General features: G+C 37.0%; 15 protein-coding genes. 6 read left to right on the top strand and 9 right to left on the bottom strand.

Annotated features, from left to right (window positions below; translation table 11 throughout):
• Window positions 1–77: 77 nt before the first annotated feature.
• The 3 genes from DIZ80_12650 to DIZ80_12640 are packed head-to-tail and all read left to right on the top strand — an operon-like array spanning window position 78 to window position 2,674.
• Window positions 78–731: an HAD-IB family hydrolase gene (locus tag DIZ80_12650; GenBank protein RDH83100.1), complete on the top strand. Its 654-nt coding sequence runs from the start codon at window positions 78–80 to the stop codon at window positions 729–731.
• 4 nt (window positions 732–735) lie between these two features.
• A complete protein-coding gene (locus DIZ80_12645; GenBank protein ID RDH83099.1) occupies window positions 736–1,263 on the top strand; it encodes a hypothetical protein in 528 nt (175 codons plus the stop codon).
• Window positions 1,253–2,674, top strand: coding sequence for a hypothetical protein (locus DIZ80_12640; protein ID RDH83098.1), 1,422 nt, complete (start codon window positions 1,253–1,255; stop codon window positions 2,672–2,674). Before DIZ80_12645 ends, DIZ80_12640 begins: the two co-directional genes overlap by 11 nt.
• A 114-nt stretch (window positions 2,675–2,788) precedes the next feature.
• Here the strand turns inward: DIZ80_12640 and DIZ80_12635 are convergent, their stop codons facing one another.
• From DIZ80_12635 to DIZ80_12615, 5 genes are all read right to left on the bottom strand, one after another.
• Entirely contained in the window at window positions 2,789–4,573 is a 1,785-nt protein-coding gene (locus DIZ80_12635; GenBank protein ID RDH83097.1) for a hypothetical protein, read from the bottom strand.
• On the bottom strand, window positions 4,570–5,640 hold the full coding sequence (locus DIZ80_12630; GenBank protein RDH83096.1) for a sugar ABC transporter substrate-binding protein: 1,071 nt from the start codon (window positions 5,638–5,640) through the stop codon (window positions 4,570–4,572). Before DIZ80_12630 ends, DIZ80_12635 begins: the two co-directional genes overlap by 4 nt.
• Window positions 5,641–5,826: 186 nt before the next feature.
• On the bottom strand, window positions 5,827–6,801 hold the full coding sequence (locus tag DIZ80_12625) for a hypothetical protein (GenBank protein ID RDH83095.1): 975 nt from the start codon (window positions 6,799–6,801) through the stop codon (window positions 5,827–5,829).
• A 414-nt stretch (window positions 6,802–7,215) separates the two neighbouring features.
• Window positions 7,216–8,721, bottom strand: coding sequence for a hypothetical protein (locus DIZ80_12620; protein ID RDH83094.1), 1,506 nt, complete (start codon window positions 8,719–8,721; stop codon window positions 7,216–7,218).
• Window positions 8,722–8,965: 244 nt separating this feature from the next.
• Entirely contained in the window at window positions 8,966–9,370 is a 405-nt protein-coding gene (locus tag DIZ80_12615; GenBank protein ID RDH83093.1) for a hypothetical protein, read from the bottom strand.
• A gap of 233 nt (window positions 9,371–9,603) precedes the next feature.
• Between DIZ80_12615 and DIZ80_12610 the strand changes: the two genes are divergently transcribed.
• Window positions 9,604–9,981, top strand: coding sequence for a hypothetical protein (locus tag DIZ80_12610; protein RDH83092.1), 378 nt, complete (start codon window positions 9,604–9,606; stop codon window positions 9,979–9,981).
• A 98-nt stretch (window positions 9,982–10,079) separates the two neighbouring features.
• On the opposite strand, the gene DIZ80_12605 is transcribed toward DIZ80_12610, so the two are convergent.
• The 4 genes from DIZ80_12605 to DIZ80_12590 all read right to left on the bottom strand — a co-directional run bounded on the left by DIZ80_12605 (window position 10,080) and on the right by DIZ80_12590 (window position 13,437).
• On the bottom strand, window positions 10,080–10,934 hold the full coding sequence (locus DIZ80_12605; protein RDH83091.1) for a signal transduction protein: 855 nt from the start codon (window positions 10,932–10,934) through the stop codon (window positions 10,080–10,082).
• A 147-nt stretch (window positions 10,935–11,081) separates the two neighbouring features.
• The gene (locus DIZ80_12600) at window positions 11,082–11,651 is read right to left on the bottom strand and encodes a dCTP deaminase (protein RDH83090.1); all 570 of its coding nucleotides are present in this window, start codon (window positions 11,649–11,651) and stop codon (window positions 11,082–11,084) included.
• A 120-nt stretch (window positions 11,652–11,771) separates the two neighbouring features.
• Window positions 11,772–12,860, bottom strand: coding sequence for an iron-sulfur cluster carrier protein ApbC (locus DIZ80_12595; GenBank protein ID RDH83174.1), 1,089 nt, complete (start codon window positions 12,858–12,860; stop codon window positions 11,772–11,774).
• 211 nt (window positions 12,861–13,071) lie between these two features.
• A complete protein-coding gene (locus tag DIZ80_12590) occupies window positions 13,072–13,437 on the bottom strand; it encodes a hypothetical protein (protein ID RDH83089.1) in 366 nt (121 codons plus the stop codon).
• 195 nt (window positions 13,438–13,632) lie between these two features.
• Between DIZ80_12590 and DIZ80_12585 the strand changes: the two genes are divergently transcribed.
• Entirely contained in the window at window positions 13,633–15,069 is a 1,437-nt protein-coding gene (locus tag DIZ80_12585) for a hypothetical protein (GenBank protein RDH83088.1), read from the top strand.
• Window positions 15,070–15,138: 69 nt separating this feature from the next.
• Window positions 15,139–15,771 (top strand): hypothetical protein, encoded by a 633-nt coding sequence (locus tag DIZ80_12580; protein ID RDH83087.1) that lies wholly within the window; start codon window positions 15,139–15,141, stop codon window positions 15,769–15,771.
• Window positions 15,772–15,794: the final 23 nt, after the last annotated feature.

Raw genomic sequence — 15,794 nt, 5'->3', positions numbered from 1 at the left:
TATGCTACTACTGTTAAACTATAGATCAAATCTATAAGAAATGGTTTCCTAATAATTTTATTTATGGCGTTTTATTTATGGCTTTAGCACTTTTCGACCTCGATAATACCTTACTGGCAGGTGACAGCGACTACTTATGGGGCGAGTTTCTTACTGAACAGGGCGTGGTTGATGCTGACGTATTTGCACGGGAGAATGAGCGTTTTTATGAAGAGTATAAAAACGGCACATTAGATATACACGAATTTCAGGCTTTTTCACAACAGCCTCTCGTGCAAAATCCCAAAGAAAAAATGCTATCACTGCACAAACTGTTTTTTGAGGAAAAAATAAAACCCATTATGAGCCCCGCTTCATTCGATTTAATTGAGTATCATAGAAATCAGGGCGATACACTGGTCGTTATAACCGCTACCAATAGTTTTGTTACCGGCCCAATAGTTAAAGCGTTTGGCATCGACAACCTGATCGCTACCGAGCCGGAATTGATAAACGGAAGATACACTGGAAAAATTGATGGCACTCCCTGCTTTCAGGAAGGCAAGGTTAAACGCCTTGACCAATGGATGACCGAACACAAACTGGATTTGACCGGTAGCTGGTTTTATAGTGACTCACACAATGATCTGCCGCTCTTATTAGAAGCAGAAAACCCGGTTGTAGTCGATGCGGATGAGAAATTACTGGAATATGCACAACGACACAACTGGAAAGTAATATCACTAAGATAAACTTATGAAATCTTTTATTAAGACACTACTTTTTTTTGTATTATTCAACGTACCAAGCGTTAATGCATCAGAAAGCACTGGCATTTATATTAGTCTGGCACCTGCTCTGATTAAAATTGACACGAGCAATGCATCCACTCGCCCCACACTAGTGGATGTTCGTCTGGGTTACGAATTCGATGCACACCTCTTTGAACTGGTAGTAATGAGCAGCATTAATGATGACAGCCTTAATCAACTGACTGTAGATGTGCCCTCAGTAAATTCTATTTTCTATCACTATTTACCTTACAGGGATAACAGCCTCAAAATACATTTAATAATTGGAGCCAGTCAGATTGAAGTGGATTCAAGTTACCCAAACATAGCAGACACAACGGACACCTTTGAAGGAGCTAGCATCGGACTCGGTCTGGAAGAAGCGTTTACATCTATTCCTGAACTAAAACTAAAAATGGACATCATGCGTTTATACAAAGGTGATGACTTAAATATTAATTTTTTAAGCATTGGTGTACGTTATGTTTTTTAGAAAACTCTTCGTTTTAGTTATAAGTATTTTATTTATTTTCATAAACGCATGTAGCGACTCAGAAAAAGAAAACAATCTCGTTGATCTGCATACTCTGGCAAATCAGGATATTATTTCAATCAGTTTTCCCATTGAGCTAAATGAAAGCATATTATCAATTAACAGTGAATTTTACTTTGTTTTACAAGGCGTAAAATCTAATAATATTGATACAACAATCATCAACAACGACGTAATCTGGTCTCTTTCTGATAATGCCATTAGCACTATAGATCAAACAGGATATTTTTCAGCTGGCAACTCAGCAGAGCTCATCACCCTGACTGCTAAATTTGGCCCGCTAGTTGAAACATTCGAGATAAAAGTATCAGATGCAAAATTTGATGAAGTTGTTCAGTTAAACGAACAAGACCTAAGCATTAACATGTGCCAGTCAAAAAACATAAAACCTGTCGCTCGTTACATTGACAGTAATGGCATAAATGAAATACGCCTGGTAGATAGTAATATTATAAATACCATTGTCTGGTTAATTCGTAATCAGGAAGATAACAGCACATCACAACGTGCTCATATTAGCACTGAAAACAATCAGGCAAATCTACATACACTTGCTGCAGGCAATATAATTATTCAAGCTCAAGCTCTATCCGTTTTTAGCAATACAGAAAAAACCTCTGCTGATTTCAATCAGAATGTGAGTAACACACTAAACAGTATTAAAATTTGTAATAATGATAATACTGATTTAGACACCTGCAATGTAACCAGTGCTAACGTAGAAAAAGACAAATCAATTTCATTGATAACTATAGGAAACTATCAGGCCGAAGATGGTTCGAATTTTAACCAAAACATTAGCCAGAACAGTAAATGGGGCATTGATAACGCCACAAATGCTAGCGTGACATTTTCCAGTGATTTTCAACGCGTGGATGTTAATGGCCTAACAGAATCAACATCTGCTGTACTTACTACTGCATGCGGCACAATAAGCCAGTCATTAAGCAGTATAGACATCACACAGGGTGTAGTGCTTAGCAGTCAAGTTAGTTGCGATGCCGGCATTGATTGTTTAGATGCTAGTTCGAGCATAACGATAGACAAACTTGGCGTTTCATCCTTCACAGTTACAGCTAATGACATCGACCTAACCGATAACACCAGTGAAACACTCAGTTCACGACCCGATGAAATCACTCTCAAAGTCATTGCCAATTTTACAAACTCAACATCCCGACTCATTACAACCGATGACGAACTGGTTTACAGCATAACAGCAGGAGATGGTGACGTAATTGAAGAAATCACAGGTTCTTCAGGTGTGTTTACTGTTTTAAGAAACGGAACTGCGAATATAAAACTCGATTATCGAACTGAAACGTTTACTGTGTTTTTGGTGATTCCATAAACATAATGACAATCAAAAACACTTTCAATTTAAGAAATATAAAGGTATACCTAACGACGAATAGATTTCAAATCTTTAATATGTTAATTATATTACAATATTTATCAGCACATTCTAAGTTTCATCTAAAGGCAGATCAACCCAGAACGTATTACCCCTGAGCTCACTGGATTCAATACCAATAGAACCGCCCATAGCATCCACAAGATGTTTGCTAATCACAAGCCCTATACCCGTTCCTTCAATTCCATCAGACACTCCCAGACGCTCAAAAGGTGTGAATATTTTATTGATTTCAGAATTAGATAAAGCTTTTCCTGTGCTCGTTATACTAATACGAAACTTCTGCTTTTCTGTTACATGACACTCTAACGTTATAGACCCTGACTCATGGTTATATTTAACTGCATTGGACATAATATTCAACATGACCTGTTTGAAACGAACATGATCAGCATGTATCTTGTATTTTTCCTTACCAGCACAATCAATAATATTTATATTTTTCTGATTAGCCTGCGGTTTTATAAGCGCTATACATTGATCAATGATCCAATCAGCGTAAATTGTTTCTATTTTTATATCCAGTTTACCTGACTCTATACGTGATAAATCCAGCACTTCATTTATTAATTCCAGCAAATGATAACCCGCATCAAGTATTTCTTTAACACTCTCTCTCTGGGACTTATTATTTTCATCTATATCCATCTCTAGAACCTGCGCAAATCCCAACACAGCATTCATAGGCGTACGCAATTCATGACTCATACGCGATAAAAATTCTGACTTTGCAGAATTAGCCTGTTCTGCTTCCTCACATGCAGCCCTCATACTTAATGTACGATCCTGCACTAATTCTTCAAGATGCTCACGATATTCGTAGAGTTCTTTTTCAATTTTTTTACGCTCGGTTATATCTCGTGAAATAACGATAAACCTGGCACTTTCAACCAGTTCATATTTTTTACGTGCAATAGAAATTTCATACCAGAATAACTTGTCTGACATTTCCAGTGATATCTGGTGGCCATGTGATTCACCTGTTTTGTTCGCTTCTTCAAGAGCCAACATGACAATTTCTGAATCTTCAGTAGAAAAGATTTCACTAGCTTTTTTACCATGAAAATAATCATTTAATTCATGAAGCCGTTCTTCATTATTTGCCATAACATGAATAAACCTACCTTCAATATCAAGTTCAAATAACATATCAGGAATAGCGCAAAGCGTAGCAGCCATATCACTAGCAAGATATCTTATAGGACTACTAAAATACAAACTAATCTTACGTACAACTACAATACTTATTCCTAGTAACAATGCGACCATTACAGCTATGAGTACAATCCCGTTTTTTACGTCCTGTTCTTTTTTTAATGTTGATAAATTAATTTGCACTACACCTTGAACTTCATTATTAAATCCACCACTGTAAGGCAAAGTTATCTCAATAACTGGTTCTCCATTAAATGTGGTATATCTCATATAACTGGAATTTTTATTAGCCAGTAGATTTATAGCGATTTCCTTAGATCTACCTTCTAATTCAGTGCCATTTTTTTCCTTTATACTACTTGCTATTACATAACCTTCAAGGTCTGTTGTTATCAATGACTTAATATCTGAATATTCCTTTTGAGTTTCTTCAAGCAACAACTGAACATGATGTCTTCCTGAAAAACTGACTCTTGAAACAGACGTAGCTAATGCATGAGTAAATAATCTGGATAATTTTTTCTCTTCCCTGTCCATCACGCCACTAAGGTTAATACCACTGACTACCATTACACCAATCATCAGGGCTAAAATAAGCACGCCAAAAGACAAAGTCAGTCTTTTATCCACACTTGACAATAATAAGACTTCTTTTTTTAAATCCGAATGGGAATATTTCATTTATCAGTTATTATCTTGCCCGTCCATATGGGGTCATTCGCTGTCCATGGTTTACGAAAAGATTGAGGTATATCACCTGACCAACCTGAGTAGAGTGAGAGCGTTTTTATAGTCACTGGAAATACCGGAATTAATATATGCTTCTTAACAGGCTGGTTTGTTGCCACTTTATAACCGCTAATCATTGCCTCACTCCCAATTGCTCCACAAAACTGCGCCGAATCAATTTGCGTTAATCGACCAGCTTGTATATTTTTCACAGACTCTGGATCACCATCAATACTAACAACCATAATCTCATCTCGCCCACCACTTACAAGTGCATCCACAACGCTCAAGCCGCCACCATCATTAACAGTAAAAATAACGTCTATACTCCCATGCTCTGGAAAGTCTTTTAATATACTCAATCCGGCCCTGCGTCCCTCTTCTGGTTGCACAGCTTTATATGTTTTTAATATTTCATATAATTGCCCATGATCACTCAAAGAATCTAAAAAACCATTTAAACGCTCTACGGTAGAAGAGACATGAGGGTATTCGACTAAAATTAGTTTTATTTTTTGATCATCTGGAAAATGGCTTGCCACATATTCGCCATTCAGATACCCGGCCTGCTCATTATCAGATGTAATAAACCCTGACAGCTCCCCTCCACTTATATACTGATCGTAAGCAATGACAGGAATATTTTGTCTGTTTGCTTCTCTTAGTGGATCTACAAGTGCTACGTTATCAGTTGGCTGGACAATAATAGCATCCGGTTTTAACTTAATAAGCTCATACATTTGAGAGATTTGCTTCTCAATCCCTTTTTGACCATCACCTGCCACTCGTTTCAATAGTTCAACACGGGGAAGCCCGTTACTTAATGATCGATCATTTATCATATCAGCTTCCAACTCAAGTCCATCTCGCATAGCAACCTGACCTGGAATGTTCATAGACCAATATAAAACACCTATATGAATTTTTTTATGATTTGAATTATTTTGAGCCATTGCATTTTGATAATTAACAAGACAGTAGATTATCAAAACAAATGAGAATAAATCGTTACGTTTCATACAAAACGTAAAAAACACCTTTACACTATTACTGCGCATTTAATCCATCACCTTATAACGCAACAATAAAAACATTTAAACTCAAATGTTTTTATTTAACCTTGATACAATATTATCAATTAATGGCACAAACCATACCCGTTAAATTTACAGCACCTTACTTATATTGAATCCTAACAATATAAGTTATCCAACCTGTTTAACCATTTCAATATTAGCCTTTATATGATTCATTAACTCATCTCTAAAGCGCTCCGTTAACATTAACTGCTGCCTTCGACCATCGCTTAAATCACAACTTTTTATTAGAACATCATCCTCAATTAGACTACTTATTCTTGCATTAATTGTTGATTTTGCGCATGGAACGCTTACATATAAATCAGAAACAAATAATTTAAAACCTTCTAATTCTGCCTCGACAACCATAAAGATCATAGTCCAGCTCAAATCTTCACCATTCGCCGATCTAACTAGCTTTCTTCTTTCTTTAAACCCATTCAAGCAATAATGAATATAATCTATCTCACTTTGCACGACATCTTTAACCAAAAGTCGTGAGAAATTATCAACAACTACATCACTATTCTCTGTTGTTAACTTTTTTACCGTCATTTGTTCATCTTGATTCTTTTCTCTATCAACGTTAATTGCCGATACAAGCACACTAATATAACCTAAAGTATTAACAGTTAAGGATTTATAAGTTGAAAAATCATGATTAATAGAATTAGGTAATGCCTCAGCGATATCATCCAGATTTTTTTTAAAAAATTCTGAGACACGAGCGACTCTTGAAAGATGTGAATTTATATGTGCTACCAACAAGCTGAGATTAACCGGCTTCTTAAAACAACCATCGGCACCATTATTTAGTCTTTTTATTTTATCTTCAGTATCCACACTACCACTTAAAAAGACAAACGGTATTACTGCAAGGTCTGATTCTGATTCACGCAACACTTTAAACAGCTCATCACCCGTCATCTCTGGCATAGTTATGTCGCATACAATAAGGTCCGGTGCTGATTTACGAATCAACTCCAGTCCTGATATTCCATTTTCTGCCTCAACAATATCATAGCCTTCCTTTTCTAAAACTGTCCTAACAATATCACGAATATCAATTTCGTCATCAATAACAGCAATTTTCAACTTGATTCCTCAGTTTCATAATTTTTTATTTTTTTTTATCATTTTTATTACATTATTCATTGAGCCACCGGTATTTCGCAAGTTATTTTTGGTATGAAATCCGCCCCTTATACGCTTGTTTTCTTAATCTTTTTCAAAGAAAACAATAACTAATAAGCTATTCACAGATATATACTTAAAGTATGCTAATCAATTTATTTAATCTCATTCTTCAATACAAATAGACCTGTACTATGTAAGGTTATCTAGAAGCGGACTCAACGCACCAATAGAGTGCGCTGAAGCGATAGACAGATTTATTTATAAAATCACTAAAAAATCGATATCGATAAATCAGTTAATATAAACAGGAAGAATACTAATATTATAGACATAGACATAGACATAGACATAGACATAGATTTATTTTCTATGATGTTCTTACAGATATTTTTTATTTTTCTTTGCGTTATACAGTTCTTTATCAGCTGCCTGTATTAAATCATGTAATTTTTCAAAGATAGCATCCTTTACATGGGTAGCCATACCAAATGAAATTGAAACCTTTAATAAATTACCTTCAAAATTTGTGCCTGAACTTTTCTCCAGTTTATTATTTAATCGCTTTAATAGGTCGTGCGCTATATCAGAACAAGTATTGGGTAATAAAAGTAAAAATTCATCACCACCATATCGAGCAACTACATCTGTCTCACGTATATTATCCGTAAAAAAACTGGCTATACCCTGTAATACCTTATCACCAGCCAAATGACCATAGGTATCATTTATCAATTTGAAATCATCTATATCGATAAAAGCAAGCGACATTGGTTCATAATCATCATCATTGTTAAACTTTTCATTTAACAGTTTATCTATATATTTACGATTATATACTCCCGTTAAATGATCATGACTGGCTTCTTCTTCAATATCTCTTGATTTTTTAAGTAAATCACTTACTTCTTTCTGATGTTCTTCACACTGCCTTATAAGGTCAAGATTCCGTACCATTAATATATCGCGCGCTTCACTTATAAGTTGTTCACGTGTTTTCTCATCAACCAGATTCATCTCAAATAAACTCGACATTTCTGGCAACATATCATTTATTTCATTTATAAAATCGTTAACTTCTTCATTTTTAAAACCAAGAATGTCTTCAATCGATGAAAAATTCTGCTCAAGCGTTTTTTGCCTGTTATTTTCAAACCATAAATCAGCAAGTCCCCCTGAAAGACCAACACATTGATAAAAAATTTCTTCTTCATATGCTTTTACAGGTTTATTAAATGCTACATGGCTACACAAAACTGCCTTATATAGTTTTTCAGGTATATTCCATGACTTTAATAACCAGGCACCAACATCTGAATGATCAACTCCTAGCTCATTTTTTTCACTATGAATCCTGTCCATGTGACTAGATGAATAGTTATTCTCCATCCCATTGATACTTGAACAGTCGATTGCCAAAATCCCAATATCCTGTAACAGACTAGCCAGGAAAAAATCTTCAAGATTTGGAAGTTTAAGCTTTAAACCTATTTGTCGAGCGATAGTTGCTGATAAAATTGATCTTTTCCAGAACATATCATAATTGATTCTGGCATCTAAACTTTTATTAAGTGACTTAACAATGGAGAAACTTAGCGCAATTGTCAGTGATGCGTTCAGCCCCAGTAGTGTTAAAGCTTCACGCAAACTTGTTATTTTTCGACGCCTTGCGTAAAGAGATGAATTAGCAACTTTGAGTAGTTTTACCGATAAAGCGGGGTCAACACGAATAATATCCGCAACATCAGTCAGGCTGATATCAGGGTCCTTACTAGCATCGATAATTTTAACAACAACAGACGGCAGGCTAGGCAAATTAGTACATGAAGCTAATAATGACTCCACTGCTGGTGGTATAACTGTACTTTTTCTGCACTCACTTACCATTTTATGCTCATAAAGAAGAAATATTTAGACGTATTTAATTATAGTTGACGAATAAACAAACTCCACTTTGTTAGGCAGGACAGAAGATAATAAAGACTTACTTTTTATTAAATATTGATATGTATAAAGATTATTCTGCCGAGGAACAAGTACAGAACATACTGTTTTTATTATGTTTTATGGGTTTCTAGATAAAAAATAGCCACTCACCTGGATAAAAATATATATCACGCCCATTAGGAAACTATTGATTTACGTTATCAAGACCATCACTACTTAAGATGTCTTTTACCCGATCAATCATATCAAACTGGCTATATGGCTTATAGAGTATCTTCTTGTGCAGCACATTATCATCCTGTATCTGCTCACTATAGCCACTCACTAATTGAATTTTTACCTGCGGATACAGCTCTTTTACTTTTGCGACCAGTTCAAACCCATCCATACCTGGCATAATTATATCTGAAATCATTAAATCCACATGCGTCGACTTAAGAACACCAAGCGCTCTTGCAGCATTATTTGCTTCTAATACCTTATAACCTTCACCCGACAGCAAATCATTAAGCATATGACTCAATGCTTCTTCATCATCAACGATAAGTATGGTTCTGCTACTGCTTGATTTCATCTTTCTATTGGCCATTAGGCGTATATTGTACTTAAGTCTAGAATATCACTTACAAACGCATTTTTCGATCATTTATAGAGACAATAATTTAGCTCTATAAATTACTGCATTGTTCTATAGTATATATCATGAATATATCTTAGCACTTGACCAATGTACTAGACACATTAAAAACCTTGTTGTTTAATTCAATACCAACACCCTATGGACGAGATTTTCCATACCTTAATTTTTAGAGAATAAAACCTATGTCGCTATCATTAATTACCAAATTACCCAGAGTATTATTAAGTGCTCTTTTTTTGCTAAGCCTCTTAACTTTATCTGCCTGCACTCCTCACCCTGCCTCTGGAAACTGGGTAGCATCTGGTGACAATGCTGCTCATTTTTCCAAGATGCTTGTGCATTTCGAATCAAGGCTGGAAATTTTTACAGATGGCATAGAGACGCCAACTCATTATTGCGGCTGGTCTGCTACAAGTAGCCAGAATATAGGTATTGAATGTTTGCGCTCTGAAGATCAGGAGGTTAAGGATATTTATCAACTCAATGTTGAAGGTGAAGATAAAGCCGAGTTGATAAAGGACGGAAAAGTAATTGCGCGTTTTATTCAGTTACCTGAATAGACATTAACTCTACTGACTTAAGAGACGCATATTCCATAATACTGAAGTTATTTCTGGTTCCCACAAAATACCGTGGTAATCAGAGAAAACTAACTGAATCAGGAAATAAGAACATCTTTTGAGCTCTCAAATTGCTGCTGAACTTTTTCAAGTATTGTTGACAACAAAGAGGGGTCTAACTTGTTTTGCTGCCAGACAGTTATATCAATTTCACCAGCGATTTCTTCAAGCTCACTACCGGTTTCCAGATCAAAATGTTTATCCACTATTTCATTAGCCAGACACAGCAACCAGGCAGATTCCTGTTCTTTTTCGGGCGCTTTACCGGGCTCTAACTGATAGCGAACAGATGCACATATTTGTGGCGGAAGGTTCCATTTTTTTAAAAGACCACCGCCTACTTCTGTATGTTCATAACCAATTATTTCTTTTTCAGTTCTGGCGCGCTCAATACCATTAGATGTTTCCTGCTGTAATACCTGCGCCATTTCTTCTGGCAGTTTCAGGTACATTAACAACGAACCAATATCGTGTAACAAACCCGCTATAAAAAATCGCTCAATAGTTTTTTCACGTTTAAATGCAGCCAGCACTCTCGCAGTTACCGCAACAGCTAAACTTCGTTTCCAGAAATCTTTCATTGAAACAAGTTCTGCAGGAATACCATTAAAGACATTAATAGCTGATGCTGCAATAACAACACTGCGTAATTCTTCGTGACCGATTAATGCAACAGCCCGATAAACCGTATCAACTTTTGCAGTGAAGCCATAAAAAGGGCTATTAACCAGTTTAAGTAAACGCGCGGTCAAAGCCGGGTCATCATTAATGACTTTACCAATTTTAGTGGCGGTAGAATGAGACTCATCCATTACCGCAAACACTTTATAAACAATGGCGGGCAGGCTGCCTAGTTTTCCACTGCGTTCGATTAGTTTTTCAAGACTGAGCAAAGGATCTGTTTCCTGTTATTTTAAGTTCTTTAGAAATTTTAGATCATTTACGAATAGTCTACTTTATCTACTCTGGACAATGAATAGATAAAATAGATATTTCAGAATAAATGCGTTACATCATTCTGCTTATTACCAGAGTTTAGCTTATGCTTTAGGCAGTGTAACGCCTGTCTGTCCCTGATATTTACCCGCTCGGTCACCATAAGACGTTTCACAAACTTCATCTGACTCGAAAAATAGCATTTGCGCTACGCCTTCATTAGCATATATTTTTGCGGGTAAGGTCGTTGTGTTCGAGAACTCAAGCGTTACGTGACCTTCCCACTCTGGCTCTAGTGGAGTCACATTTACAATAATGCCACAGCGAGCATAAGTTGATTTTCCAAGGCATACCGTTAATACACTGCGGGGAATTTTAAAATATTCAACCGTACGAGCCAAAGCAAAGGAATTCGGCGGAATAATACATACATCAGATTGCACATCGACAAAACTGTCATCATCAAAATTTTTCGGATCCACAATAGCCGAATTGATATTTGTGAATATTTTAAATTCATTCGCACAGCGCACATCGTAACCGTAACTCGAGGTACCGTAAGATATCAGTCGATTATCATTATTATCATAACGAATCTGACCTGGCTCAAATGGCGAGATCATGCCTTCATTTTCCGCCATACGACGAATCCACTTATCTGACTTAATACTCATTGATTACGGCTTCCCGGGATGCACTGAATTAATTGAGGGCGCATTCTATCATAATTTATACAGGCACAAAAAAGGGCACCCACAAGGAGTGCCCTTTTTACAAACTAAGCTGTAATTAGCTTAGTTGTTCTCGATAACAATATTCGGGAACTTACTACTATAATCTTTCGCCTGTGAAGCCAGCTTAGCCGCTGTGCGACGTGCAATTTCACGATAAATACTAGCAACAGTGCCATTTTCATCCGCAGCAACTGAAGGCTGACCCTCATCACCGCTAGTACGAATTGCCATATCCAGAGGTAATGCACCAAGAAAATCTACATCGTAGTCTTCAGACATGCGCTCACCGCCGCCCTGACCGAAGATAGGCTCAGCATGACCACACTCTGAACAAATGTGAACACTCATGTTTTCGATAATACCCAGTACAGGTACTTCTACTTTTTCAAACATCTTCAGACCCTTACGAGCATCCAGTAAAGCGATATCCTGAGGTGTTGTAACAATAACTGCACCACTAACCGGTACTTTCTGAGCCAGTGTTAATTGAACATCACCTGTTCCAGGCGGTAAATCAATTACAAGATAATCCAGATCTTTCCACTGAGTATCAACCAGCAACTGCTCAAGTGCCTGTGTAACCATCGGGCCACGCCAGATCATTGGGGTTTCGTCATCGATCATAAAACCAATCGACATAGCCTGCATACCGTGGCCCATCATTGGACTCAATGTTTTACCATCTTCAGATTCGGGCTTGTCAGTAATGCCTAACATACGAGGAATACTTGGACCGTAGATATCTGCATCCAGAATACCCACGTTTGCGCCTTCTTTGCTTAGCGCCAGTGCCAGATTAACCGCCGTTGTAGATTTACCCACACCGCCTTTACCTGATGCCACGGCAATAATATTTTTGATGCCTTCTAAAGGTTTCAGGCTGGATTGTACAGAGTGAGCAACTATATCCTGACTCACATCAACCTTAACCGAATCTACACCATCCAGCGCGCTTACCAGCTTGGTCAGTTCATCAGTGATTTTCGCGTAATGACCTTTAGCCGGGAAACCCAGCACAACTTTAATCGCAACTTCAGTGCCATTAATATCAATACCCTTAACCGCATTTGCTGCTTTTAGATCCTTCTCTAAATAAGGATCTATAAATTTTGCAATTGCTTCTTCAACCTGTTGCTGTGAAACGCTCATGGCATTTACTCCAAAACCTGAATGTGTGGTGCCCTGAGGAGTTATCCCGGGCACTATAAAATTAGTGACGCGAATTCTACACCAGCTGGAGCGGAAATTAACCCTACCCTTTATTGGTATAGCGATGAAATCGCAGTGTGCAGGCTATCTTGGGACGATTTTTAATATTTCAAGCTAATAATGCCTGTTGAATCGCCTGAAAATGTCGTAGTTATTTGTTTTTAGCCAGATTTCCAGCTCTGGGTGTTCCTGAAACTCGTTTTTGAAGAATCTCTAACTGCTGAGGCAACTTAAGCTCTTCACCCCGGGCTTTTGCAAACAGAGCTATTTTAATCTGCTCAAAACTGCCCTTAGCCAGCTTATTCTTAAGCGTAATCACCTTTCGTTTATTGCCTTTGGGATTATTAAAATGCTGGAGCTGCAGCTCACCCTGGGCATCTTCAAAAACAATACCTGTAAATGTATCAGGTACGTCTTTTATCGTGAAATCGAGCCTGAAAGTAAGTTTATGGAGCATACTATCCGGTAGATTCTGCAGATCATCGGGCAAGGCTTCAATATTGAGTAAAACAAACATAATTTAACTTCTGAGTAATTTTTCTACAAACACATCTAGTTTAACAAATGTCACAATCATAAAAACCTGATTAATATACAATTATTTAATGTAATTGTAATGCTACTGGTGATAAATTCAGGTTCACCGGCTACAATTGAGAAAGCGAACCGCATTATATAATAAAATCGTCAACAGGAACTTGAACCGATAACCATGAGCTCAGATTCAGATACACCTGATAATAACGTTGATATAAACGACACCGAAAAAGTATCTAAAGCCATTAAGAAATTTATTAATGGTGAAGGTGATGATGGCGCAGGAGCATCTACCGCACAAAGTGGCGCGGGCAAGCAGTTCCATGATCGTCGTGATGTAATTAAAGCCTTAACCAACTTGCAAACCAGCTATAAGCCTAAATTTGCACCTAATGAAACCAGTATAAGAACAGACAGTTTTAAACACGCTCTGCTCAACAGTATGGCAAAAATGGGCAACACCAGTATGTCCAAAACCCTCAACGCGATTGATGGGCGAACTATCGATTTTGTTGAAATGCTTTTTGGGGCTTTTTTACGCGATGAAAATGTCTCCGTTGCTATCAAGTCACTGTTACTTGAATTACAGATTCCACTAATCAAGGTCGCAATGCTAGATGCTCAGTTTTTTCAGAATGACAAACATACCGCTCGTAGAATGCTTGATACGGTTGCTCACCTTGGTATAGGCATAGAAAATGCTGACAACACTCTCGTTAAAACAATACGTTTAATTATTGAACAGTTACAGACTACTTTTGTTCAAAACCTGAATAGTTTCAATACTGCCCTTACCGCTTTAAATCGTTTAACCGCTATTGAAAAAGACAAATCGGGCAAACAGGAAGGTGAAACCCAGAAAGCCATATTAAAAGAACATGCACGACAAATTGTTTTAAATGAGCTGCAGAGAAACACCTATAAAAAAATCATAAAAAAAGAACTGAAACCATTAATTTTAAAACAATGGGCTGCTTTAATGTTTCAGCGTTTTATTAAACATGGAAAAGACAGTAGTCAGTGGAATGAAATAGTCACATTATTAAAACATCTGGTTTATAGCGTACAACCTATTACAACATCTGAACAATGGGTTCTATTAAATAATGACTCTGGCGTACTAATCAATGACATTGAATCGCAACTTAAAACCACTAAATTAAGCCCGGGCGGTATCGACGCATCAATTTCAGCATTAAAAGAAATACATTCAAACTTAATTGAATCTTCTGAATTTTTCAGTGAACAACCGGATTACAGCCTGTCAGAAAGAAGTATTGATGAAATCATCGAGGACTCCATTGAAGACATGCCTGAAGAAGAAGGTGAACCGCCACATGTACAAATATCACGCCTCCCTACCGGTGTTAAACAAGGAGTATGGTTCGAAATTTACAACGGAACTGGAAAGGCATTACGCCGAGTAAAACTATCTGTTATTTTATTTGATGAAGCAAAACTGGTTTTTGTAGACCGGCATGGTAATATGGTAATTGAAAAATTTGCTAATGAATTTATTGAAGAATTAAATGAAGGAAAATCAAAAGTCATTGCTGATCACTCAATATTTAATCACGCTTTAGGTCAGATAATAAACTCAATAATTCGATAATTTTATTCCAGCCCCTCCCCGGAAAATAATATATATTAAATTAACAACCTATTTTTATAAGTATTTATCATGTTATTAGATCCGAACCCTGCTCTTCTAAATAGTCTTTACTGGATAACATTAATTGCCGTTATCGTTTCTTCCGCATCTGGTGTGCTCATTGCTGGCTTCAAAAAATTTGATCTGTTCGGGGTCATTATTATCGCTATTGCAACTGGCCTGGGCGGTGGTTCATTGCGCGACATGCTACTGGGAAGAGAAGTATTCTGGATTCATGATCAGGTATTTTTTATCGCCTCATTAGGCAGTGCAATTATTATTTTTATTACCGCTCGTATCATCGTTATTTCACATCGTTTTTTCTTAATACCTGATGCAGCCGGATTGGCCACCTTCGCAATTGCAGGAACTCTGGCATCACTAATGATGGGTGTGCCCTGGTTAATTGCCAGCTTTATGGGCGTTATGACCGGTACAATGGGGGGCATTTTTCGCGACATCTTAAGCAATGAGCCCCCTCTGGTATTTCATAGCCCACTCTATGCAACGGTTTCCTGGGCAGGTTCATTACTCTTTATTGCCTTATTATATATCGATATTAATGTAACACCCGCTGCAATTATTGCTGGAACAGCCATTTTTACAGCACGCCTGTTAGCGCTTTATTTTAAAATTAATTTACCGAAATTTCGTTTTAAATAAACATTTAATGCTTAAAGCTAATC

Origin of the sequence: endosymbiont of Galathealinum brachiosum, assembly GCA_003349885.1 — a bacterium.
Classification (GTDB): Bacteria; Pseudomonadota; Gammaproteobacteria; order SZUA-229; family SZUA-229; genus SZUA-229.
Note: the sequence above shows the minus strand (reverse complement) of the source record. Positions and strands in the feature narration are given on the sequence as shown.